At 68.1% G+C, this 20857-nt stretch carries 22 protein-coding genes; 6 read left to right on the forward strand and 16 right to left on the reverse strand.

The genetic code is table 11. The annotated features are described in order from the left end of the window. Positions 1-2 precede the first annotated feature (2 nt). The 8 genes from ACFR9U_RS12530 to ACFR9U_RS12565 all read right to left on the reverse strand — a co-directional run bounded on the left by ACFR9U_RS12530 (position 3) and on the right by ACFR9U_RS12565 (position 9899). Positions 3-1691, reverse strand: coding sequence for a DUF7519 family protein (locus ACFR9U_RS12530; RefSeq protein ID WP_247380615.1), 1689 nt, complete (start codon positions 1689-1691; stop codon positions 3-5). Beyond that, positions 1688-3040: a DUF58 domain-containing protein gene (locus ACFR9U_RS12535; protein ID WP_247380614.1), complete on the reverse strand. Its 1353-nt coding sequence runs from the start codon at positions 3038-3040 to the stop codon at positions 1688-1690. Before ACFR9U_RS12535 ends, ACFR9U_RS12530 begins: the two co-directional genes overlap by 4 nt. Then, complete coding sequence (locus ACFR9U_RS12540) at positions 3040-3753, reverse strand: DUF7269 family protein (protein ID WP_247380612.1); 714 nt, start codon at positions 3751-3753, stop codon at positions 3040-3042. The genes ACFR9U_RS12535 and ACFR9U_RS12540 overlap by 1 nt, the downstream gene beginning before the upstream one ends. After that, positions 3750-6833 carry a transglutaminase TgpA family protein gene (locus tag ACFR9U_RS12545; RefSeq protein WP_247380610.1) on the reverse strand — a complete coding sequence of 1028 codons (3084 nt, stop codon included), beginning with the start codon at positions 6831-6833 and terminating at the stop codon, positions 3750-3752. The genes ACFR9U_RS12540 and ACFR9U_RS12545 overlap by 4 nt, the downstream gene beginning before the upstream one ends. Before the next feature lie 129 nt (positions 6834-6962). Further along, positions 6963-8066 carry an aminotransferase class V-fold PLP-dependent enzyme gene (locus ACFR9U_RS12550; RefSeq protein WP_247380608.1) on the reverse strand — a complete coding sequence of 368 codons (1104 nt, stop codon included), beginning with the start codon at positions 8064-8066 and terminating at the stop codon, positions 6963-6965. Between the two features lie 49 nt (positions 8067-8115). Further along, entirely contained in the window at positions 8116-9093 is a 978-nt protein-coding gene (locus tag ACFR9U_RS12555; RefSeq protein WP_247380606.1) for a fumarylacetoacetate hydrolase family protein, read from the reverse strand. 42 nt (positions 9094-9135) lie between these two features. Beyond that, positions 9136-9486: a fluoride efflux transporter FluC gene (locus ACFR9U_RS12560; RefSeq protein WP_247380604.1), complete on the reverse strand. Its 351-nt coding sequence runs from the start codon at positions 9484-9486 to the stop codon at positions 9136-9138. Continuing rightward, positions 9486-9899: a fluoride efflux transporter FluC gene (locus ACFR9U_RS12565; protein ID WP_247380602.1), complete on the reverse strand. Its 414-nt coding sequence runs from the start codon at positions 9897-9899 to the stop codon at positions 9486-9488. The genes ACFR9U_RS12560 and ACFR9U_RS12565 overlap by 1 nt, the downstream gene beginning before the upstream one ends. 95 nt (positions 9900-9994) lie before the next feature. On the opposite strand from ACFR9U_RS12565, the gene ACFR9U_RS12570 reads away from it, so the two are divergent. Further along, on the forward strand, positions 9995-10438 hold the full coding sequence (locus ACFR9U_RS12570) for a DUF7382 domain-containing protein (protein ID WP_247380600.1): 444 nt from the start codon (positions 9995-9997) through the stop codon (positions 10436-10438). On the opposite strand, the gene ACFR9U_RS12575 is transcribed toward ACFR9U_RS12570, so the two are convergent. The 5 genes from ACFR9U_RS12575 to ACFR9U_RS12595 all read right to left on the reverse strand — a co-directional run bounded on the left by ACFR9U_RS12575 (position 10439) and on the right by ACFR9U_RS12595 (position 15276). Next, the gene (locus ACFR9U_RS12575; RefSeq protein WP_247380599.1) at positions 10439-11179 is read right to left on the reverse strand and encodes a protein-L-isoaspartate O-methyltransferase family protein; all 741 of its coding nucleotides are present in this window, start codon (positions 11177-11179) and stop codon (positions 10439-10441) included. 177 nt (positions 11180-11356) lie between these two features. After that, the gene (locus ACFR9U_RS12580) at positions 11357-11983 is read right to left on the reverse strand and encodes a protein-L-isoaspartate(D-aspartate) O-methyltransferase (RefSeq protein WP_247380922.1); all 627 of its coding nucleotides are present in this window, start codon (positions 11981-11983) and stop codon (positions 11357-11359) included. A gap of 2 nt (positions 11984-11985) precedes the next feature. Beyond that, positions 11986-12657 (reverse strand): HVO_0476 family zinc finger protein, encoded by a 672-nt coding sequence (locus ACFR9U_RS12585; protein WP_247380598.1) that lies wholly within the window; start codon positions 12655-12657, stop codon positions 11986-11988. Between the two features lie 86 nt (positions 12658-12743). Next, a complete protein-coding gene (locus ACFR9U_RS12590) occupies positions 12744-13700 on the reverse strand; it encodes an aminopeptidase (protein ID WP_247380597.1) in 957 nt (318 codons plus the stop codon). A 37-nt stretch (positions 13701-13737) separates the two neighbouring features. Beyond that, positions 13738-15276 carry a long-chain-fatty-acid--CoA ligase gene (locus ACFR9U_RS12595; RefSeq protein ID WP_247380596.1) on the reverse strand — a complete coding sequence of 513 codons (1539 nt, stop codon included), beginning with the start codon at positions 15274-15276 and terminating at the stop codon, positions 13738-13740. A 103-nt stretch (positions 15277-15379) separates the two neighbouring features. On the opposite strand from ACFR9U_RS12595, the gene ACFR9U_RS12600 reads away from it, so the two are divergent. The 3 genes from ACFR9U_RS12600 to ACFR9U_RS12610 all read left to right on the forward strand — a co-directional run bounded on the left by ACFR9U_RS12600 (position 15380) and on the right by ACFR9U_RS12610 (position 17252). Then, a complete protein-coding gene (locus ACFR9U_RS12600) occupies positions 15380-15541 on the forward strand; it encodes a hypothetical protein (RefSeq protein WP_247380595.1) in 162 nt (53 codons plus the stop codon). Positions 15542-15732: 191 nt separating this feature from the next. Next, positions 15733-16752, forward strand: coding sequence for a type II glyceraldehyde-3-phosphate dehydrogenase (locus tag ACFR9U_RS12605; RefSeq protein ID WP_247380594.1), 1020 nt, complete (start codon positions 15733-15735; stop codon positions 16750-16752). Between the two features lie 113 nt (positions 16753-16865). Continuing rightward, positions 16866-17252, forward strand: a complete 387-nt coding sequence (locus ACFR9U_RS12610; RefSeq protein ID WP_247380593.1) for an Hsp20/alpha crystallin family protein — start codon at positions 16866-16868, stop codon at positions 17250-17252. Between the two features lie 195 nt (positions 17253-17447). Here the strand turns inward: ACFR9U_RS12610 and ACFR9U_RS12615 are convergent, their stop codons facing one another. Further along, entirely contained in the window at positions 17448-17819 is a 372-nt protein-coding gene (locus ACFR9U_RS12615; protein ID WP_247380592.1) for a hypothetical protein, read from the reverse strand. Positions 17820-17971: 152 nt separating this feature from the next. Here ACFR9U_RS12615 and ACFR9U_RS12620 point away from each other — a divergent pair, with 152 nt between their 5' ends. Beyond that, positions 17972-18811, forward strand: a complete 840-nt coding sequence (locus tag ACFR9U_RS12620) for a hypothetical protein (RefSeq protein ID WP_247380590.1) — start codon at positions 17972-17974, stop codon at positions 18809-18811. A 10-nt stretch (positions 18812-18821) separates the two neighbouring features. Here the strand turns inward: ACFR9U_RS12620 and ACFR9U_RS12625 are convergent, their stop codons facing one another. Continuing rightward, complete coding sequence (locus tag ACFR9U_RS12625) at positions 18822-19688, reverse strand: ATP-grasp domain-containing protein (protein WP_247380588.1); 867 nt, start codon at positions 19686-19688, stop codon at positions 18822-18824. 89 nt (positions 19689-19777) lie between these two features. Between ACFR9U_RS12625 and ACFR9U_RS12630 the strand changes: the two genes are divergently transcribed. Continuing rightward, positions 19778-20056 (forward strand): hypothetical protein, encoded by a 279-nt coding sequence (locus tag ACFR9U_RS12630; protein WP_247380586.1) that lies wholly within the window; start codon positions 19778-19780, stop codon positions 20054-20056. 231 nt (positions 20057-20287) lie between these two features. On the opposite strand, the gene ACFR9U_RS12635 is transcribed toward ACFR9U_RS12630, so the two are convergent. Beyond that, a complete protein-coding gene (locus tag ACFR9U_RS12635; protein WP_247380585.1) occupies positions 20288-20818 on the reverse strand; it encodes a 50S ribosomal protein L16 in 531 nt (176 codons plus the stop codon). Positions 20819-20857: the final 39 nt, after the last annotated feature.

A 20857-nucleotide genomic window follows, 5' to 3' on the forward strand; every position in this document is an offset into this window, starting at 1 on the left:
CGCTATTCTCGCAGGACAGACGCCAGGAAGACGACCGTGCCGAACGCGAGCGTCAGCGCACCGGCGGCCAGCGCCGTCTCGGTGACGGCGGGGACGACGACCCGCCCGGCGATCAGCACTTCGAGGACGAACGCGCCGCCGACGGCGAGCAGGCCGACAGCGAGCGATGCCCCGACGTGAACGACCTCGCCGCGGGTGGTCGGCGCGTCGAGCGGGAGTTCCTCGCGCACCCCGACGGCGAACTCCCCCGCGTCCCAGACGACGAGCGCGAGCGCCGCGGTGATGAAAGCGAGCGCCGGCGAGCCACCGAACAGGACCAGGACGAGGGCGAGTCCGAACACCGACGTGCTGGCGAGGGCCGGCCCGAGCGCTCGCTCCGGGAGGATCGGCGACCCGGCGAGGAGCGTCAGCGCGATGAAGAGGGCGCCGACGACGATGAGAGAGCCGAAGGCGACGAGCAGCACGGCCGGGAGGAGCCCGCCTGCGAACAGCGAGCCAGCGGCCGGCCGCACGCTCGCCGGCACGGCCGCGAGCAGTCGCTCGGGCGTGGTCACCAGCGAGAGCACGGCGACCGTGAGCAGTGCGACCGAGACGGCGCCCACGGCGGGCAGCGCCGGCCGCAGCAGGTCGGCCTCGGAGCGGCGGCGCACCAGTCGGCGGAGTCGTTCGCCGACGAGGATGGCGGCCATGGCACCCATGACGAGCACGAAGAGCACGCGGAGTTCGACGCTGGACAGCAACCAGCGGGCGACACCGGCGAACGGCGGGTCGAGCAACCGTGCAACGGCGGCAGGCGACGTGGCTCCGACGAGGGCGGCACTCACGAAGATGCCGACCGCCGCGAGGGCGGCGACGGACACCACGCGGCCGAGCGCGCTACTCGCGTCGTCGATACGAGCGATGACCGTCGGGCGCTGCCGGGGCGGGAACAGGGTCTGGAGCGGGACGGTGCGGACGACCAGCCGGAACAGGAAGAGGACGGCGAGCGGATACACCAACAGAGTCAGCAGCGCGAAGCCGCCCTCGGGAGCCAGGAGCGTCCGGCCGACGGCCAGCAGCGGTTCGGGGCTGTCGACGACGAGGCGCGCGAGAAAACCGATCGTCGACTCCCAGGTGACGACGGCGACCACCGCGAACTGGGCGACGGTCAGCGGGACGAGCATCCCGATGTATCGCACGAACGACCCGGCCAGGACGGCGCCCTCGCTGAGCGGAACGGCCGTCAGCACCGCGGCGAAGCCCCCGAACACGAGCAGGAGAACCGTCACTTCGACCAGATGGCCGACCGGCGTGCCCGTCCGGAGTGCAAAGGAGACGCTGACCCCGAGCGCCGCCGCCAGCAGCACCGACGCCGGCGTCAAGATCACGCCCGACGCCAGCAGCAGCCACAGTCGATCACTGTTGAGTGCGTAGAGACCGAGCGCCAGCAGCCCCCCGGACGCGAGCGCCAGCGCGGTGAGCGCGAGCCCCAGGAGTCGGCTCCCGATCACCAGTGCCGCCAGTACCGCCATCAGGCTACTGACGGCAGCCGTCAGCTGCACCTTTGAGAGCGTCACCGCGACGCGGCGAGAGACGCGCTGCTCGGCGGCGAGACCCGACAGAGTCGTCGCCCGTCGGTCCGTTGCTCCGTCGGCGTCCGCCGTCTCGCCGCCGTCGGGTTCGAGCCGTTCCCCGGCTCCGTCGTCCGTCATCGCTGCCACCCGCCGTTGCGCGCGTCGATGACTCCGGCCAGCGCGACCTGGAGGGGCGTGTCCGGCTGCCAGTCGACGGCCGGGACGCCGAGTCGCTGGAGGTCGGTCAGCCGCGTCCGGCGTCTGAGGTCCGTTACGGCCTGGCCCGGCGTCGGGGCTGTGCCCGTCACCGAGCCCGTGACGTTCGGACTCAACACGGTGACGTCGTGGTGGTTCGCCAGCAGCGTCTCCACGACGGCGGTCGGGGCGTCGTCGGCCAGCGGCGTGCACAGGACGACCTGCGCGTGGGACGGGAGCCGCTGGACCAGGTCGAGACCGAGGTCCGTCCCGCCGGCCGTCTCGTGGGCGTCATCGTCGCCGCCATCGGCTGCGACGGCGCTATCCGGGCCGTCCGCACCCGCGGACGAGCCGCGACTGTCCGCGCCGTCCTGCAGGCTGTCGAACAGGTCGGTGGCAGCGGCTTCGGTGTTCGCACCGCGCCCGGGCGGGACCCAGGTGCGCTCCGCGGCCGGCGAGAGCGTCGTGACGCCGGCCTGGTGACCCTCGTCGGTCAGCGTGAGAAAGCCCTGGGCGGCAGCGTACACGGCGTAGTCCGTCGTCGACGGCCCGCCCTGTGGGAGGGAGAACGTCACCTCGGAGCGAGCGTCGATGACGAAGACGACCGCCGCCGCCCGCTCCTCGCGGTAGGTGACCGTCGCCAGCTCGCCGGTGCGGGCGAGTCGTCGCCAGTCGACGTGCGAGAGCGGGTCGCCCCGCCGGTACTCCCGGACGGAGTGGAACTCGATGCCCTCACCGCCCGCGTCAGTCGGATGCTGACCCGGGAACGGCATCGTCTGGTCCAGGAGCGGGAACTCGTCCAGGAGCGTGTCGCAAGTGACCGTCGTCGTCCCCGACGGTTCGAGCATCGCCGTCCCGACGAGAGTCCCGGCGAGGCTCCGACCCCGGACGGCCACGCTCCCGAACTCGTGTGTCCCACGCGGGGGCAGCACGTCGTACTCGACGGTCGCGGTCTCGTCGGGTCGCAGCGCGACACCGGCCGCGGGAGCGCCGTCGACGACCGCGACGTCTTCGGGAACGGTGTCGACGAGGCGCAGGTCCGGGATCGGCCGGTCGCCGTCGTTCCGGACGGTCACCGTCACCGTCACCGGTTCGCCGGGGTTCACGTGGTCGTCGCCGAGCGCACGCTCGATTTCGAGCGACGGCGGACCGAGTCCGGTGACGGAGCCGTAAACGACGTAGGCGAGCGGGATCGTCCCGATCAGCAGGACGGTGTGGTTCCCGACGTACAGTCCGACGGCACTCGAAAACAGCGCAGCGACGAGCGCGCCGTGCCAGCGAGCGACGGGCATCATCGTTCGGTCACCTCGGTCGTCTCGGACCCGCTCCCCTCGGATTCGCCGGAGGTGGCGTCGCCACCGAACAGGTCGCCGTCGCGGCCGGTCACCGACACGTCCGCGGACGCCTCGGTGCGGAGGGCGTAGAGCGCGCGGATCGTCCGAGTCACCTGGCGATAGAACGCGCCGTCCTCGCTGATCACGTCGCGGAACCAGAGACGCAGCGGGACGTCGGGAGCGTCCGGGCCGCCGACGAACGCCGCCGCGCTGGGGTCGTCGGTCCAGCGGCCTTCTTCGATGGCGCGGGCGGCCGTCTCCCAGTCGCAGCGGTGGACCTGCTTGTAGACGTCGGTCGCGAGTCGGCGCAGGTCTTCCCGGACGACCGCCTCTTCCTCGGTCGTCCGGCCGCCGATCCGCCCGGCAGCGGCGAGGTGCTCGTCGAACTCCGCGCCGGGGACGAGTCCGGCTGGCTCCCCATCGTCGGTGGAATCGACCGGCATCGCCGGCGGTGCAGACGGCGTCTTCGAGGACCACAGACCCTGAACGACGGCGATTGCACCCGCGACGAGCGCCAGCCCGGCGATACCCACTGTGTTCGCCACGTCGTCCATCAGCGAGACGAGGTGTGGCCGCGAGACCGGCAACAGCCCCGGTGCCAGCACGACGAGCGAGGCCACCGCCAGCAGGACGCCCGCCGTAACTGCGACCAGTCGCGTGCGTCCACTCATTCGTTCTCACCCCCGTCGGTCGCAGGGGGCGCCCCAGAGCGAGCGGCGTCCGCGTCCCTCGCGTCGGATTCTCCAGTGTCGGTTACGCGGGCGTCGCCGAGTTCGCGTTCGGCGGCCGCGACGTCGTCGAGGTAGCTGTCGGGGTCGCGTCGGCCGTACTCGATCGCCCGAATGGCGTCCCGGAGCGTGCCGACCGCGCCGCTCGGGAAGCCTTCCTCGATCCCGATCGCTGCGAGTTCGCCAGGCGTCTTCGTGCGGTAGTCAGCGACCGGGAGTCGCGCGCGGAACTCGCGCCAGGCGCGACGGACGCGTTCCCCCGGATCGAGGCCGGACGGCTCCACCTCGTCGACAGCCGCGGTGGTCTCGTCGGACCCGGCGTCGGTACTGAGTGCGGCCGACACGGACGACTCGGCACTGGTCGCCACCCCGCGAAGGGCTGCGAGTAGCCACGCGAGCATCGCGCGCGGTCCAGGCAGCGCGCCGAAGTCGAGCCGGCGTGCGCTGAGGGCAGCCACGACCGTCCGCCAGGCGGTCCGAAGCGTGCGGGCGACTCGCTCGGCGATCACCGGAAGCCGGGAACGGAGGCGTTCGACCTGGATCGCCAGACCGACGAGCGCGGCGACGAACGCGCCCGAGAGCCAGCGGAGCGTCGCGAGCAGGTGCTCGCGGACGGAGCGGCCGGCAGCACTGGCGCGTCGACGGAGGACGACCAGCACTGCACCGAGACCGAGCGCCAGCACCAGTGCGACGCCGGCGGTCACGAACCGATACGTCACCGGCTGGTGCTCGGTGATTCCGTCCGCCGTCTCGACGTGGACGGTGGCGCCCGTCGCCAGCGGCAGGGACACGCTCGCCGTTCCGTCCGGTCCAGTCGTCGCGGTCCGCCCGCCGACGGCGACAGTGGCGCCCTCGACCGGCGTCTCCCCGTCGGTAACCGACACAGTGATCGAGAGGCCGGGGAGTGCGAATCCCGAGGTAGCCACCGAGACGTTCGCCAGGCGGAGCGTTCGGTTGCCGTACGCCTCGCCGCGACTGACTTCGACTGTCGTTCGCTCCCGCCCGGGCAGCGACACGGCGAGCGTTCCCCGCTCGTCCGTCGTTCCCACCCGCGAGCCGTCGAGCGAGACTCTCGCGTCGGCGATCGGGCGGTCGTCGATCGTCGCTTTCACGGAGACAGTTTCGCCCGGATCGACCGGGCCGTCGACCGCGATCGCTACGTCGGTCGGCACGTCGAACGAGCGAGTGACGTTCGTTCCGTTCCGTTGCTGTACGGCGGTCCCGATACCTCGTCCGTCGGTGGACGCAAACGACCCCGGAACCGTCGCACCACCGGGAGCGAGAAGGGACCCAGTCCCCGCCGCCCGGCTCTCGTTGTCGCTGACGTCGATGGTCAGGCGACCGGCGAACGGAACTTCGCCGCGAACCATCCCGGACTCGTTCGTCCGGCCGATCCGCTCGCCGTTGAACCGCACCGTGACGCCGGCGGCAGGGTCGCCGTCACGCTCGACGAGAACGGTCACCCGCTGGCCGGGAACCGGGTCGTTCTGGAGAGCGATACTGTAGCTCGGACCCGGCGAAGGGTCGAACGATTCGCCGGGGCTCCCCTCCTCGGAGTGATTGTACGCGTCGGTCGCCTCGGTCGCGTTCGTCCCACCGGACCCGTCGTCGCTGGTCCGCGGCTGGTCGCCGGCAGTCTCGCTGTCTTCGCCGGTCTGGCCACCAGCCGACTCGTCGGGGGAGCCGCTCGCCCCGTCGCCGGACGACCCCTCGGCGGCCTGGTCGAGGAAGCGTCGCGCCGCCGCGTCGGCGTTCCCGGTCTCGGCGGCACGCTGGTAGGCCCGGAACTCGCTCTGCAGGCGGCTCCGGCCCGGCGTGGGGTCGAACCGAACCCAGCCGGTGTCGGGGAAGTACACCTCGACCCAGGCGTGGGCGTTCATCGCGCGCACGAGGTACGTTCCGTTCCCCTGGGGCTGGCCCGTCGAGTAGCCCACCACGTAGCGGGCGGGAACGTCCTGAGACCGGAGCATCACGGCCATCGAGGAGGCGAAGTACTCGCAGTACCCGCTGTCCATCTCGAAGACGAACTGGTCGGCCACGTCGCCGCCGTCGTGACTTGCGTTCAGCGAGTAGCGCTTGTTCGCCTCCAGCCAGGACTCGATGGCGACGGCTTTCGCGTAGGGCGTCTCCGCGTCCCGCACGATCCGGCTGGTCCGCCTCGCAACCCGGTCTGGCGTGCCCGCAGGGAGTTGCGTATAGGTCGTTTCGATCGACCTCGGGTAGTCCGTCCCGGCCTGTCTGAGACGCTCCGGGGTCCGCGGCGGGGCCTGGCTGACGACGGTGTACGTCGTGTTCGCCGGCATCGCCGAAGCGGCCCTGATGGTCCCCTGGTCAGTCACTCGCAGTTCGTCGGCGAACCCGCTCTCGACGTCGGTGGGCTCGTAGACGCCCGGCAGCGCGGTCGCGGGTTCGAGCAGGCGATACTCCTGGGTGACGGTCCGCCGATCGGCCGGCTTAGTCGACGGACGGCGCGGCCACTCGGCAGGGGCCGGCTCACCGCGCGTCGTCCAGCCACTCCCTGTGTAGGTCGTGAACGCGCCGGTCCGCCAGTACCCCGGTTCGGAACTCCGGACGAGAAGGTGCGGCGTCGCGGACTGATTGCGGAGACTGTCGCTCAGCAGGTTCTGCGTCGACCCGACGCCGGTCTGCGAGCCGGGATTGAGCGCACCGAACCCGCTGGACCCGCCCTGCCCCTGGCTGCTGGTCCGCTCGCGATCGCCAGCCACTACCTGGCCGGGACTGCCCGCCGAGAGGTTGCTGAGCAGTCCGTCGACCAGGGATTGTGAGTCGGCCGATCCCCCCGACGGAGAGCTAGAGCCGGCACTCTCCCCCCCGAGAGCTCGCTGCACGGCACTGCCCGCACCGCCGGCGTCGTCGCCGGTCGCGGACTGTGGAATCAGCGACCGGCCCGGTGCGTCGCTCCCGACGACGGGCAACACCGCGGCGACGAGGACGAACCCCACGACAGTCAGGAGGGCAACCACGGTCCGGTCACGTGACGGCTGCCCCGCATCGGACGACATTGTAGATGACCCCTACCGGGAGCCCGCGGCTCCCGTAATCTGTACCTAAAACTGCGGTAGGATTGGTTTAAACGTTGCGCGGATATTATCACGTTCGATTATCGCGGGAAGAAACCCTCCGGTGCGCCCTCAGAGCGTTGCGAGGAGCCGGTCGATGTCGTCGGCGGTGTTGAACACGTGAACCGACGCGCGAACGGCAGCGGGCTCGGGGAGCGATCGGATGACGATTCCCTCCGCTCCGAGCCGTTCGACGAGGGAATCGGGATCGTCGGCCGCGAACGTGACGAGGCCGGACTCGTACTCGCGGGGCGACAGCAGGCGGTCGCCGAGGCCCGCCTTGAGCCGGTCGGTCAATCGTTCGACGTGTGACTGGACCGTATCGAGACCGATGGCTTCGAACGTGTCCATCGCGGTCGCGAGCGCTGCGTGGGGCGCCAGCGAGGTCGTGCCGATCTCGAGTTGCCGGGCGTCCGAGTAGCGCTCGTACGTATCCGCGTTGGGGTCGGTCACACCGCGATAACTGATACGGCGGGGTTCGAGTTCGGCCGCGAAGTCCGACGACACCGAGAGGAAACCGCCGCCCCAGAGACCGAGGAGCCACTTGTGGCCCGCCGCGGCAACGGCGTCGGCGCCCCACTCGTGGACGTCGATGGGGTGTTGCCCCGGCGACTGGACGGCGTCGACGACGACGCGCGTGTCCGCGTCGTGGGCGATCTCGACCACGTCACCGATCGGAATCCGCGTCCCGTAGTTCCAGGAGAGCGAACTCAGACAGAGCACGCGCGCGTCCGCGACGACTTCCTTGACGGCGTCCAGGTCCACGCGTCCCTCGCGGGTTTCGAGGACCCGAACGTTCAGGTCGAACACGTCGGCGGCCCGCTCCCAGGGCAGGACGCCAGCGGGATGTTCGAGGTCGGAGTAGACGATCGTATCGCCCGGTTCCCAGTCGATGGCGGCGGCCAGCCGGGAGATGCCGTCACCCGTACTGTGCGTCAGGGCGATCTCGCTCGGGTCGGCACCGACGAACGCGGCCACGCGCTCGCGAACCTCGGCGAGTTCGCCGTAGAAGAAGTCGTAGGGGCTGCCGGTGACGTGGCTCTCGTACTCGTGGCGTTCGAGCACGTCGGTCGCGGCCTCGACGACGTGGCGCGGGCTCGGTCCGCTCGCGCCGGTGTTGAGGTACGCGGTCTCCTCGATTGCAGGAACGTCCGCACGCAGGTCCTCCGGGTTCATGGCGGCCCTTCGGACGGGACGGATTTGAACCCCAGCTTCTTGCCAGTCGTTACCGTGTGACGACCGTGTTCGTCAGCGTGCCCAGCCCCTCGACGGAGAGCGAGACGGTGTCGCCGGGCTCCAGAAACCGCCCGAGTTCCAGCCCACAGCCCGTCCCGACGGTGCCGCTCCCCAGCACGTCGCCGGGGTGCAGCGTCTCCTCCGCCGAGGTGTGTTCGATGATCTCGCCCCAGGAGTGCCCCATCTCGCCGACGGTCCCCTCGGACCACGTGTCGATCTCGCCATCCTCGCTCTCGACCTCGATAGTGAACGCGGCGTTCGGCAGGTCCAGTTCGTCGGGCGTCACGAGGTGCGGGCCGAGCGCGTTGGCGAAGTCCTTCCCCCGCGCCGGGCCGAGTTTGCCCTGCATCTCCTGGAGTTGCTCGTCGCGCGCGGTGAAGTCGTTGAACAGCGTGAAACCGGCGATGTACGCCTCGGCCTCGTCGGCGTCGACGTCGGTGCCTCGCGTGCCGACGACCGCGCCGATTTCGAGTTCGACGTCGAGCTGGTCGCTGTAGGACGGCCAGGACACGTCGTCCCCGGGGCCGACGACGGCGTCGGCGTTGCCCTTGTAGCAGACAGGGATCTCGTACCAGATATCGGGGACCTCACCCATGCTGTTGCGGACGTGCTCCTCGAAGGCCATGTAGTCCCGCAGGGAGTTGGGCCTGGGGAGCGGACTCAGCAGGTCGACCTCGGCGGGATCGTAGCGCAACCGCGCACCCCCGGGACCGGTAGAAGCGTCCGCGTCGGGCACGGTCTCGACGACGTCCCGGGCCGCGTCAAGCGCTCGGTCGCCCCGCTGGAGGAACGACAGCATGTCGGCAGGGGCGACGGTCTCGGCCACCTCGACCGGTGTGGGTTCGCCGCGCTGGTCGAGGACGTGAGCGTAGCCCGCCGTCACGTCCAGCAGCGTCCCGTCGTGGTCGATCCCCACCCGACGCATCGGTCCGACGGCCGTCTCGACCGCGAAGCTTGCGAGTCGCATGCCGAACAGAGAGGTTCGCTGACAGGTATAGTTTGCCCCGATTCACGCGAGTCCGTCCACGACGAGCCACCCGAGGCCAACGGCGCCGAGCGCACCGACCAGGTTGACCGCCGCGTTGATCGCCGCCCGACGTGGCTCGCCGGTCTCGGCCAGGCGCACCGTCTCGAACGCGAACGTCGAGAACGTGGTGAAGGCGCCACAGAACCCAGTTCCGAACACGAGAAGCGCCGAGTCGCCGATCGGTGCAGTCACCAGCGCTCCGAGGAGGAAACTCCCCACGACGTTGACCGCCAGCGTGTCCCGCGTCCGGGCGTCGATGCGCTCGCCGAGCAGGTGTCGCGAGAGCGCACCGAGGACGCCCCCAGCACCCACCAGGAGCGTGGGACTGACCATCAGGCGATCACCCGGGCGACCCAGCGCCCGCCGAGGATCGCCGTGAAGCCGAAGACGTAGTTCACCACCACGTTCGCGACGGCCAGCTCCGGGGCGAGCCCTGCCGTTTCGACCGCGAAGGTGCTGTACGTAGTGAACGACGAGAGGAACCCGGTCCCGATGACGAGCCGCGTCTCTGCACTCAGGACGCCTGCCAGGTGTGCTTCGTACAGGAGGACGCCCAGCGCGAAACTCCCGAGGACGTTCGCCGCGAGCGTGCCCCACGGCAGCGTCCCGGCCGGGAGCGCGACCGCGACGGCGTGGCGGAGCGCAGCGCCCACGAACCCCCCGACGGCGATCAACAGGAAGGGTTCGACGCGTTCGAGCGCGTGCATCGGCCCCGCAGCCGTCTCCTCGGACCTGTCAGTACCCATCTATCAGCAACCATGAGTGAACACCACTACGACCCTTTCGAAAGACGCGGCCCTGCGGCCAGAGTTTATCAACGGGGACGGACCCAGGCGGGTCCATGTTCGAGCGATTCAGCAGTGACGAACGGGCCATCGAGGGACTGCCGATTCGGCTCGTCATCGCCCTCGTCGTCGGGGTCGCGAGCCTCAGCGTGATGATGAACACCATCTCGGGGCTCAGTACCCTGGGCGTGTCGGAACTCGACGCACAGCCCGAGCCGGAGGTCATGGGAACTGGCGAGCAGTCGGTGACCGTCAGGGTCGTCGACGCGGACGGCGAACCGGTCACGAACGCGACGGTCGTCGCCACGGGCGGGACGGCGAACCTGCGCGGGATACGGACGGCGACGACCGGCCCGAACGGCCGCGGCACCCTCACGTTGAACGCGAGTCTCGGGCCGAATCAGGAAAAAGGGACAGTACAGTTAGACATCAAACCCCCAGCGAGCGGGCAGTACACGGACAAGCGGGCGAACACGAAGGTGCTAGTGGTCGCGAAGTGACTACACCTGTTCGTCCCAGTCAATCCAGTCTTGCTGCCAGCCGCGGCGCCGCTCGGCGTCTCTGCGCGCGTGCTCGCGGTCCTCGCGGCGCGTCCGATTGCGTTCGACGGTGTCGGCCTGCTCGCCCTCCACGAGCATCGGCTGGAAGGCGACGCCGCCGAGCCGTTCGGCCACGTCGCCGTCCTCGACGACGACGAGCGACTGTTCGTGCGCACCGAGGGGCATGATCAGTCGGCCGTCGTCGGCGAGCTGGTCGACCAGCGCGCGCGGCGGCTCGATCGCGGCCGCTTCCAGCAGGATACAGTCGTAGGGCGCGTACTCGGGGAGGCCGTCGATGCCGTCCCGGCAGTCGACGAGCACGCCCTCGTAGCCCGCGTTCGCGAGGTTCTCGCGGGCCTCGTAGACGAGCCGGCGCGTTATGTCGATGGCCTGGACGTTCCGATCGCCGACGATTTCGGCGACGACCGCGGCCGTGTAGCCGACGCCCGCACCGACCACGAGGACGTTGTCGCCCTCACTGGGGGCGAGGGCTTCGAGCAGTCGCGCGGCGGTACTGGGGGAGAGCACGCGCGTCCCGAACCGCTCCAGCGGACGGTCGGCGTAGGCCGCGCGGTCGTCCTCGACGAACTCGTGGCGCGGCACTGCCCGCATGGCGACGCTGATCGCGTCGCTGTGGACGCAGCCTTTGCTCTCGTGTTCGAGGCTGTCGACCATATCGTCGCGCAGTACCGCTGGTTCCATGTCCGGAGGTTAGTGTGGACGCTATTGAATCACGCGCCTCTTGCCGCCCGAACATGTCGGCGTCGCTCGGTTTCGCCGGGTCGGACAGGGGCTGTACCAGTCGAGTACGCTCCGGACAGGAACCCAGGATGCACGGCTGTATCTCGAACTGCCCGGTGTGAAACTCCCGTCCGACTCTCACTGCATCCGAACGAACCGAACGCCGCCGTGCTCCTCGCGGGCGAGCGAGCCGTCGGCCCGCCGCCGAGCGAGGACGAGCGTTTGTCGGTGTGCCCCCACTGGCGCGAGCACGAGGCCGCCGGGACGAACCTGTTCGACGACGTCCGCGGGAAGCTCAGATGCGGCGCAGGTGAGATACGCCCGGTCGTAGGGGGCGTGTTCTGGCCAGCCAGCCGCCCCGTCGCCCGCTCTGATCGAGACGTCGCCGTAGCCGAGGCGGTCGAGGCGGCGACGCGCGGCCTCGGCCAGCGATTCGCGGTACTCGACGCTGTAGACGTTCTCCGCGCCGACGAGTTCGGCCGTGACCGCGGCGTGATAGCCACAGCCAGTGCCGATTTCGAGAACGGTATCCCCCTGCTGGAGGTCCAGCAGGTCGGTCATGATCGCGACCATGTGCGGCGCGCTGATGGTCTGGCCCTCGCCGATCGGGAGCGGTGTATCCTGGTATGCCCCACTCCGATTCCCCTCGGGGACGAACTCGTGGCGCGGGACGGCTCGGATGGCGGCGAGCGTGGCCTCGTCGAGGCTAGAATCCCGGTCGCGGAGGTGCTCGACGAGGGCGTCTCGCTCGGCCGCCCAGTCCATGCTCACCAGGCCGACCAGGCGGTCGAGGTCTCGTCGCGGACGTACAGCCGCTTGACGTCCTTGGCGACGATGGTGTCGCCGTCGTAGTCGAGCTTGTCGAATTCGTACCCCTCGGCGTCGTCGCGGACGTGTGCGCCCTCGATGGTGAACTCCACGTCGCCGAAGTCGTCGGTCTCGCCGATGGTGAACTCGTAGTCGCCGGGGACCTGCAGGGTGTAACTCTCGGTGTCCTCGCGGCGGCCGTCCCTGGGATGTTGCGTGACGTTGACGCTGACGTTCTCGACCTCGCGGGTCCAGATGGTGTCGACGTCGGCTGCCTGGGCAGACTCGACGCGGCTGTCGTCGTCCAGTTCCAGGCTGGTAATGCGGACGGTCATGATCGCCACGTCAGTCTCGGCGACGAACTCCTCGCCGACGGCGAGGTCCTCGTCTTCGGGCACGTCGACGGTCGTCGTGAACGACTCGCCCTCCTGGGAGACGACGACTTTCCGTTCGACGGTGTCGTCCTCGGGCAGTTGCTCCTTGTGGACGTGTTCGCACTCGGTACAGCGAAGCGTCACTCGCCCGCCGCCGGTCGACAGCACCTCGTGGACCGTCTCCAGCTCGGGCGAGCAGGACGGACAGGGAATGGCGACGCGGTCGGGTAGCTCCGAATCGGACCCGGATTGGCTCATGGAGGCGTCTATTCGGTACAGACGTAAAAACACGCTGACCGCCTGGGAGCCCCGACACGGGGACACATGCGAGTTCGGTCTGGAGGTTACACGCCGGACGGCAGTTCGATTCGCTCGCCGTCGACCGACACCGTCGGATCGCGGATGACGCCGTCGAGGTGGATGGGCGCCTCGGTGTCACCGCCGATGGCGTGGTCGTCGCCGATCGCGATGTGCACGGTACCGGCGGCCTTCTCGTCGAGCAGGACCGAGCCGATCAGTTCGGTGACGCCGACGTTCGTTCCGATGCCGAGTTCGGCGAGATTGTAGGCGTCCTGGCCGACCTCGTCGGCGGCAGCCTCGAGTTCCTCGCGAACGGCGGCGTCGGAGACCTCGGTCACGTAGCCGTCGTCGACCTCGAATTCGAGAGTCTGCTCTTCTTCGAGCAGGCCGTGGGGCATCATCGTCCCGTCGACGACGAAGGTGCCGTTTGCGGTCTCCGGACTGAGGAACACCTCGCCGGCGGGGAGGTTCGACATCTCGCCGGCCTCGTGGACGATGCCGGTGTCCTGCTTCCACTCGCGGTCGCCGGGGCGGAAGACGATGTCCGTCCCGAGATCGGTCTGGACGCGGACGTTCCCGGCGCCCGAGACCTGCTGGTAGATCTCTTTGCAGCGTTGCTTGATCTCGGAGTAGTTCGCGTCCAGCCCGGTGACGAACACCTCCTCGGTGATGCCGGGGAGGGTGGCGACGCGAGCGCCGGCCTCGTTGGCGTCCGAGCGGGCGCGGGTGTGGCTCAGACTCTTCGTCGTCGGGGCGAGCACGACGTCGGCGTTGCGCATGGCAGCCGACACGGCGGCCGGTGGTTCCTCACCGTGCTGGTTCCCTGGCGGGTACCGGACGATCGAGGCGTCGTCGGTGCGTTCGTTGGCGACCTCGTAGAGGGACTCGCCGATCTGCTGACGCTTGTGATCGGTGACGATCAAGCAGGACTCGGTCGACTGGAGGCGCATGCACTTCCGGACGGCCGTCTCGGCGGGCGCTCTGAGACGCTTGGGTGGCATACCCGGAGCTGTGTCCGGGAATGGAATAGGTGTTGTCCTACCGCTCCTCGCGGAGTTTGAACTTCTGGACCTTCCCGCTGGGATTCTTGGGCAGTTCCTCGACGAAGTTGTACTCGCGGGGTCGCTTGAAGTCGGCGAGGGCGTCGCTCTCGCGGACGTATTCGTCCAGCGTCTCGGCGTCGGTCGCCCCGACGACGTAGGCGGCGACGACCTCGCCCCACTCCTCGTGGGGTTCGCCGACGACGGCCGCCTCGATCACGTCGGGATGGGAAAAGAGTGCGTCTTCGACCTCGGTCGGGTAGATGTTCTCGCCGCCGGAGATGATCATGTCGTCTTTCCGGTCGACGACGTAGAGGAACCCGTCCTCGTCCAGATAGCCCAGGTCGCCGGTGTAGTACCACTCTTTCCCGTCGGCCGTCCGGAGCGACGACTTGGTGGCGTCCGGCCGGTTCCAGTACTCGCGCATCGTACACGGCCCCGAAAAGAGGATCTCGCCGATCTCGCCCTGGTCGACCTCCGCGCGGGGGTCGGCGTCGGGCTCGACGATGCGCAGGTCGTGGTTGAGTGCCGGGACGCCGGCCGATCCCTGTTTGGGAATCTGCTCGTCGGGGTGCTGGAACGTGCCGCAAGGGCCGATCTCGGTCATCCCGTAGGCCTGGAGGTAGTCGTCGCAGAACGCGTCCATGCAGGCGTCCAGCACGTCCTCGGGCATCGGCGACGCGCCGTACATCCCGAGTTCGAGCGAGGAGACGTCGGCGTCGACCTGTTCTGCCGTGTGGGCCATCCCGTTCCAGGCCGTCGGCGCGGCGAACATCACCGACACGTCGTACCGCTCGATGTCCTGCAGTACCGCGACGGCGTCGAAGTCGTGGTGGATGACGCTTGTCGCACCGACCTGGATGCGCGGGAACAGGGCGGCGTGCAGTTCGGCGCAGTGGTACAGCGGGAGCGCCGACAGCCCGACGTCGGTCTTCCCGATACCGCCCTCGGCGGCCACGATGAGGTTGTGTTCGACCATGTCGCGGTGCTCGTGGACGACGCCTTTCGGCCGCCCCGTCGTCCCCGAGGTGTAAATGAACGCGTACACGTCGTCCTCCTCGACGACCGTGTCCGGCCGGTCCCCCGAGGCGTCGTCCAGCAACGGGTAGAAATCGTGGGCGAACGCGGGCGTGTCCTCGTCGATGTAGACGTAGTCTTCGACGGTGTCGAGGGCGTCGCGCGCGCCGTGGACGGCTTCGCGGGTGTCCGCCTCGTAGACGACGACGCGCGAGTCGGCGTCGTTCAGGATGTACTCGACTTCGCCGGCCGGAAGCCGGTAGTTCAGCGGATTGAACACGGCCCCGAGTTTCGCGCAGGCGAAGACGGTGAGGAGTATCTCCGACCCGTTGTAGAGCATCGTCGAGACGCGGTCGCCCTTCGTGACGCCCATCTCTGCCAGCGCGTTCGCCAGTTCGTTCGCCCGCTCGTCGAACTCGGCGAAGGTGAACCGCTGATCGCGCCGCGGGTAGATGATGGCGTCACGGTCGGGATACCGCTCTGCAGTGAGTTCGAGAGTCTCACGCAAGGTTGGGTACATGTAACACACCAAACTTGCCACCAGTACTTAATTTTTCGGCGAAGGTTGCAGCCGGTCGTCGCTGCCAGAACCGATCACTGCGACCCGGGTACCATGCCGGAACATGAAAGTACTTACCACCGTCCCTGCCAGTTCCGACATGGACCTCCGAACGATTCCGCGCCTGCTGAAGAACGGACTGATGATCGTCGGCCTCGCGGCCCTGCTGTTCGTCGTGTTCTCGTTCGGCTGGAACGGCGAACCACCGACGGTCGAACTGGAGTAACGGGGACGACGCCGCGCGAACACGGTTCTCCCGACACCGACCGCTGTTTTGCCGACCCTGCAGACACGCGTCGCTTGCAGAACGGATCACTTCACAGGGACAGTCGCAACGCCGGTCCGAACGCCGGCGCCGGCCGCGCGTCGCCGACGAACCTCGAAACGATTAACCGGGATGCTATGGGATTTCCGGGTATGATACAAGTCGGAATCAACGGCTACGGTACCATCGGGAAGCGGGTGGCGGACGCCGTCCGGGCACAGCCCGACATGGAAGTCGTCGGCGTCGCCAAGACGAGCCCGAACTTCGAGGCCGAGCAGGCGGTCAAGAAGGACTTCCCCCTGTACGCCGCCGTCGAGGAGCGGATCGAACTGTTCGACGAAGCCGGCATCGACCTGGCCGGCGAGGTCGAGGAACTCGTCGAGGCGAGCGACGTGGTCGTCGACACCACGCCGTCGGGCATCGGCGCGCAGAACAAGTCGATGTACGAGGAGTACGACACGCCCGCGCTCTACCAGGGCGGCGAGGACGCCGACCTCGTCGACGTGAGCTTCAACGCGCGCTCGAATTACGAGGAGGCCGCCGACGCCGACCACGTCCGCGTCGTCTCCTGTAACACGACCGGTCTCTCGCGACTGATCGCCCCGCTCGAAGACGAATACGGCGTCGAGAAGGTCCGCGCGACCCTCGTCCGCCGTGGCGGCGACCCCGCCCAGTCCGGCCGTGGCCCCATCAACGACACGCTGCCGGACCCGATCACGGTCCCGTCCCACCACGGCCCCGACGTCAACACCATCTTCCCCGATCTGGACATCGACACGCTCGGGATGAAGGTGCCGGCGACGCTGACCCACACCCACAGCATCAACGTCGAACTCACCTACGGCGCCGACACCGAGGAGGTCCGCGAACTCTTAAAGAAGGAGTCGCGCCTGTTCGTCATCCCCGAGCGGCTGGCCATCGACGGCTCCGGCAAACTCAAAGAGTTCGCGCTGGACTCGGGCCGCCCGCGCGGCGACGTCTGGGAGAACGCCATCTGGGGCGAGTCCCTCACGGTCGAGGACGACGAACTCTACCTGTTCCAGGCGATCCACCAGGAGTCCGACGTCATCCCCGAGAACGTCGACGCCATCCGCGCCGTCACCGAGTCGGCCGACCGCAAGGAGAGCATGGAGACCACCGACGAGGCGCTCGGCGTCGGCTTCGACCTCTGAGCAGCCGGGACAGAGCGGTTCCTTCGTAGGAACCACCCGTTCGACGCCGCGGCTCGATTCGAGTGTTGACAGTGCCAGAAGGCTTTTCCGGACTACAAACCTTACCGACGAGTATGAAGGACGACCGCGACGACCACGACCCCATCGACGACATCCTCCGGGAGATAGAGCGGGTGATGAACGAGATGATGGGCGACGACGTCCACATCGACCGCGGCGGGGCAACTGGCTTCGGCTCGGACCTCCACCTCGATGTGTACGAGGAAGACGGGGAGGTGCGTATCGTCGCGGACCTGCCCGGCGTCGAGAAGGACGCGATCGACCTGAAATGCGACGGGAAGGTCCTCACCGTGTCGGCAGCCAGCGACCGCCGCGACTACGAGGAGCGCGTCCGCCTGCCAACCCGCGTCGACGAACACTCCGCGGCAGCCACCTACAACAACGGCGTCCTCGAGGTCACCTTCGACCGCGCCGACGACTCGGCCGACATCGATCTCTAATCGGCTGTTTTCCTTTCCTCGCGAGTAGCTACCGATACGCCATCCGTCTCGAAACTCCGGATTCGAGCGCAGCCGAGTGATTTATTCCGACGTGGGAACGGGAGAACAGGGGCTCCAGTACTCGTCGAACCAGCCCGGAGGAAGGATCGACCGACGAGGGCCGGGCGATCGCGTTCTCCGGTTCGTCGGGCGCGGTCACCGCGACGCCTGGCCGCGCCGGATGCGTTCGCTGCCCAGTTTGTACAACTCGTAGCAAAACGCCGCGAGTGCGACGCTGAACAGCCCGAAGGGCATGAGCGGGCCGCGAATCCCCTGGACGTAGAGGAGCCGTGCGAACAGCATCAGGAACAGTGCACTCACCAGCGCACCGTATCGCGATTCCCTGAGAGGCCGGTAGCTGTACGCCAGCGAGAAAGCGATCAGTAACCCGCCGTAGGCGAGCGCCAGTTCGCTGTCGATACTAAACATCTCCGGGTACTGGAGATACCCGACCGCGAGCACACCAGCGAGGGCAGACCCGAGCACCAGGAACGGGAGACTCAGGTCGTCCCGCAGTGACGGGGGCATATCTTTCGGGATTTTGACGTGGCGGCTAATATATGTTGGTGTCGTGTCGAACGGGCGTGTGACCGGCGTCTGACGCCGTTTTACTCCGTTCGAGCCGGCCGACGTTCAGTTGGACCGCTGACGATTATGTGGCTGGGCACGTAGGGGTCACTGTGCCGGACGCCATCGACTGGGCGATCACCCGTGAACGGTCGCTGCTCCTCAGAGTCTGCCAGGACGGAGCGGTTGCAGTCCTCGGCGGACTCGTTCTGCTCGCCAGTATGGGGATGATCGCCTGGGTCGGGGCGGAGGCCCTGGAGAGGAATTTCGTGCCGCTCGTGCTCGCGCTCGTCGGTGGTCCGTTCTCGGTGCTGTACCTGTTGCCGATGCTCGCCGACGCGACACAGCGACCCGACCGCTCGCAGTTCCTCCCGGTGTGGCACTCTCCACGAAAGCTGCTTGGGCTGGCCGTCGGGGGTGCCGCCGGCCTCGTCGGAACCACCCTACTCTCCCCGCTCGTTGCCGTCCTGCTGGTCGTCGGCGTCACGTTCGGACTGGTACCGCTCGCCGGCTTCCTCGCCACGAACGGCCGGTTCGACCCGGAGACGCGGACGCTCACGGTCGACGGTCGGAGCGCGTCACTCGACGCACTCACCGGCGTCCGGCGAGTGTCCGTCGGCCGGGTCACGGTCACGTGGTTTTCCTACGCGCGCGAGGCCAGCCACTGGACCGTGCCGCGGCTGGTCGTCCTCCCGACGGCAGTCGAACAACAGCTCAGACAGCACGTGTCGGCAGGCATCGCGGCACCGATCGAGCCGCCAGACGACGCCGACGAGCGACGGGACGCGAACCGCACCGTGCAGGCGACGCTCGTCACGTTCGCCCTGCTCTTTCTCGGCGTCGCCGTCGGCCAGTTTTTCGTCGCCGACCTCCCGACGGCCGTCGCCCTCTGGGCGAGCAGCCTCATGGCCCTGTTCGCGCTGATTTTCCTGTGGCTGGCCGTCAGGGAATAGCCCATGTCGACTATTCGGCCGTCCTCCGAATCAACCCCGCCACGTCGTCCCAAAATCCGTCTTCGTACTTCGTCTCGCTGTCGATGGTCGGCCGGGCGTTCGTCTCGTTGACCACCGCTCCGTCGTCGGTCACGAGCAGGTCCACGCCCAGCCACGGAACGTCGAGCGTCTCTGCGGTCCGCTCGGCCAGGACTCGAAGCTCCTGGGGAAGGTCCACGCCGGTCGCCTCGGCACCGCGGTGGACGTTGTGTTTCCACTGGCCAGCGTCGAATGCGTCCGGCGGCAATCGACGCTCGACGGCACCGACGTACTCGCCGTCGACGACCATCACGCGGTAGTCCTGCGCGTCCGGGAGGAACTCCTGGACGAGAAACGAGCGGTCGCCCGTGGCGCGATAGTCGTGGACGAGATCGAGATAATCGATAATACCCAGGAAGGAATCGAGGTCGGTGGCCTTCGCGACGCCGACGCCGCGCGTCGCGGAGTTGGGCTTGACCACGACCGGCGGGTCGAACCGCTCGAACGCAGCCACGAGGTCGGCCTGTTCGACGGGATTCGAGACGACGACGGTCTCGGGAACCGGAATCCCGGCCTGGCCGAGTTCGGCGATGACGCCGGCTTTGTTTCGCGACGTAAGGATCGCCTCGCGGTCGTTGACCCACGGCACGTCGAGCAGCGCGTCGGCGACGGCGCCCTCCATGATCCGCGAGGGGTAGACGAATCCCACGTCGAAGCCGGCCCACTCCTCGCCGGGGTCGCCGAGCGGGATCGTTCGCTCGTTGGTCCGGACGTACTCGACGCGGATTCCCCGGTCGGCGAGCGGGGCCTGCATGCGCTCGTAGGTCTCGGCGTCGGTCGCGACCGCCAGCCGAAGCATGGCTGAGCCTTAGCGCGTATGATCAAAAATCCGCCGAACCCCTCAAAGCATTTACTGTGTTGTCAGAACATTAGACGTACTTCTCGATAATGGGGCCGAAGTACAGGTTGGACAATCCACTCGTCATCGCTAGCATCCTCACGGCGGTTATTGGACTGTTGGCGGTGCTATTTTTCTATTCATCCCCCACGTCGATTTTCGGACCGTTCTTCTGGCTCAGCAACTTGACCCTCTCTTTACTCGGAGTGCCCTGTAATGGATTCGGCTGTTACGCAGTGCTGCTACCACTCTCTGCCGGCTACATTGCGGGGTTCTGCGTCCTCGCCGTCATGGCTGGCAGCTACATCGACAAGCGGATACTGAGCTAAGAGTGCGGCCTGGCCAAGAGCGCATGGTCGCACAACTGGGCGACCTGCGCGACTCGGGGAAGGGAAGGAAAACAGCAAGCCACATCGAATGCACCGTCGCGCTCGCCTCCATGGCGAGCGCTGCGGTGCAGACTCAAGCGCGTGGCCAGCATCGCTGGCCTGCGCGCAATGTGGTGCCTGGTTGGAATACTAAGGGCGAGCGGACCCGCCAGGGTCCGCGAGGGCTTAGGCCTACGCGATCAGCAGTTCCTCGCCGCGCTCGACCTTGATGCGGCACGGCGGCGAGATCTTGTTGTAGGCGCGGCGGAAGGCGTCCTTGACGGCGTCGGCCTGGTCGACCTCACAGTACGCGGTGAAGAGGCGCTCGCCGGACTGGATGCGGGCGGCGGTGCCGACGATCTTCCCGAACGCCTGGCGCATCCCGTCGGACACACGGTCCGCACCCGCACCGGTCGCCTGCTTGTTCTCCCGGATGACGTGGTGGGGGAACTTCCGCAGGACCATCTTGTAGTTGCCCTCACCGAGCTCTTTGATGAGGTGACGGTTGGCGGACAGGCGGGAGGCCTCCATCGAGCCGTGGCGGAGCTGCACTTCCTCCTCGACGATGAGGCTGATCTGGACGGGGTAATCCTCAGGATCTGCTTCCTTGTTCCCCATCTGGTGCTGTGCGATCTTCGAACCCGGGATGCCGGTGATGTACTCGCGGCGCGTGTACGGCGGCTTGCTGATTTCCCGGTACATCGAGGCGGGCTTGTCGGACATAGATACTCTTGGCAAATCCGTGGCTGAGCGCGTAAATAA

Origin of the sequence: Halorientalis brevis (assembly GCF_042678165.1) — an archaeon.
Lineage (GTDB): Archaea > Halobacteriota > Halobacteria > Halobacteriales > Haloarculaceae > Halorientalis > Halorientalis brevis.

What these genes read in the sequence shown, in the direction of transcription:
- ACFR9U_RS12565 (WP_247380602.1), bottom strand. Translation starts at nt 9,899, where the DNA reads ATGGGTACTGACAGGTCCGAGGAGACGGCTGCGGGGCCGATGCACGCG.
- ACFR9U_RS12625 (WP_247380588.1), bottom strand. Translation starts at nt 19,688, where the DNA reads ATGCTTCGGCTGGCGGTCGCGACCGACGCCGAGACCTACGAGCGCATG.
- ACFR9U_RS12590 (WP_247380597.1), bottom strand. Translation starts at nt 13,700, where the DNA reads ATGCCACCCAAGCGTCTCAGAGCGCCCGCCGAGACGGCCGTCCGGAAG.
- ACFR9U_RS12630 (WP_247380586.1), top strand. Translation starts at nt 19,778, where the DNA reads ATGGGGCCGAAGTACAGGTTGGACAATCCACTCGTCATCGCTAGCATC.
- ACFR9U_RS12610 (WP_247380593.1), top strand. Translation starts at nt 16,866, where the DNA reads ATGAAGGACGACCGCGACGACCACGACCCCATCGACGACATCCTCCGG.
- ACFR9U_RS12605 (WP_247380594.1), top strand. Translation starts at nt 15,733, where the DNA reads ATGATACAAGTCGGAATCAACGGCTACGGTACCATCGGGAAGCGGGTG.
- ACFR9U_RS12535 (WP_247380614.1), bottom strand. Translation starts at nt 3,040, where the DNA reads ATGCCCGTCGCTCGCTGGCACGGCGCGCTCGTCGCTGCGCTGTTTTCG.
- ACFR9U_RS12575 (WP_247380599.1), bottom strand. Translation starts at nt 11,179, where the DNA reads ATGGAACCAGCGGTACTGCGCGACGATATGGTCGACAGCCTCGAACAC.
- ACFR9U_RS12555 (WP_247380606.1), bottom strand. Translation starts at nt 9,093, where the DNA reads ATGCGACTCGCAAGCTTCGCGGTCGAGACGGCCGTCGGACCGATGCGT.
- ACFR9U_RS12560 (WP_247380604.1), bottom strand. Translation starts at nt 9,486, where the DNA reads ATGGTCAGTCCCACGCTCCTGGTGGGTGCTGGGGGCGTCCTCGGTGCG.
- ACFR9U_RS12585 (WP_247380598.1), bottom strand. Translation starts at nt 12,657, where the DNA reads ATGAGCCAATCCGGGTCCGATTCGGAGCTACCCGACCGCGTCGCCATT.
- ACFR9U_RS12570 (WP_247380600.1), top strand. Translation starts at nt 9,995, where the DNA reads ATGTTCGAGCGATTCAGCAGTGACGAACGGGCCATCGAGGGACTGCCG.
- ACFR9U_RS12615 (WP_247380592.1), bottom strand. Translation starts at nt 17,819, where the DNA reads ATGCCCCCGTCACTGCGGGACGACCTGAGTCTCCCGTTCCTGGTGCTC.
- ACFR9U_RS12550 (WP_247380608.1), bottom strand. Translation starts at nt 8,066, where the DNA reads ATGAACCCGGAGGACCTGCGTGCGGACGTTCCTGCAATCGAGGAGACC.
- ACFR9U_RS12595 (WP_247380596.1), bottom strand. Translation starts at nt 15,276, where the DNA reads ATGTACCCAACCTTGCGTGAGACTCTCGAACTCACTGCAGAGCGGTAT.
- ACFR9U_RS12635 (WP_247380585.1), bottom strand. Translation starts at nt 20,818, where the DNA reads ATGTCCGACAAGCCCGCCTCGATGTACCGGGAAATCAGCAAGCCGCCG.
- ACFR9U_RS12540 (WP_247380612.1), bottom strand. Translation starts at nt 3,753, where the DNA reads ATGAGTGGACGCACGCGACTGGTCGCAGTTACGGCGGGCGTCCTGCTG.
- ACFR9U_RS12530 (WP_247380615.1), bottom strand. Translation starts at nt 1,691, where the DNA reads ATGACGGACGACGGAGCCGGGGAACGGCTCGAACCCGACGGCGGCGAG.
- ACFR9U_RS12545 (WP_247380610.1), bottom strand. Translation starts at nt 6,833, where the DNA reads ATGTCGTCCGATGCGGGGCAGCCGTCACGTGACCGGACCGTGGTTGCC.
- ACFR9U_RS12600 (WP_247380595.1), top strand. Translation starts at nt 15,380, where the DNA reads ATGAAAGTACTTACCACCGTCCCTGCCAGTTCCGACATGGACCTCCGA.
- ACFR9U_RS12580 (WP_247380922.1), bottom strand. Translation starts at nt 11,983, where the DNA reads ATGGACTGGGCGGCCGAGCGAGACGCCCTCGTCGAGCACCTCCGCGAC.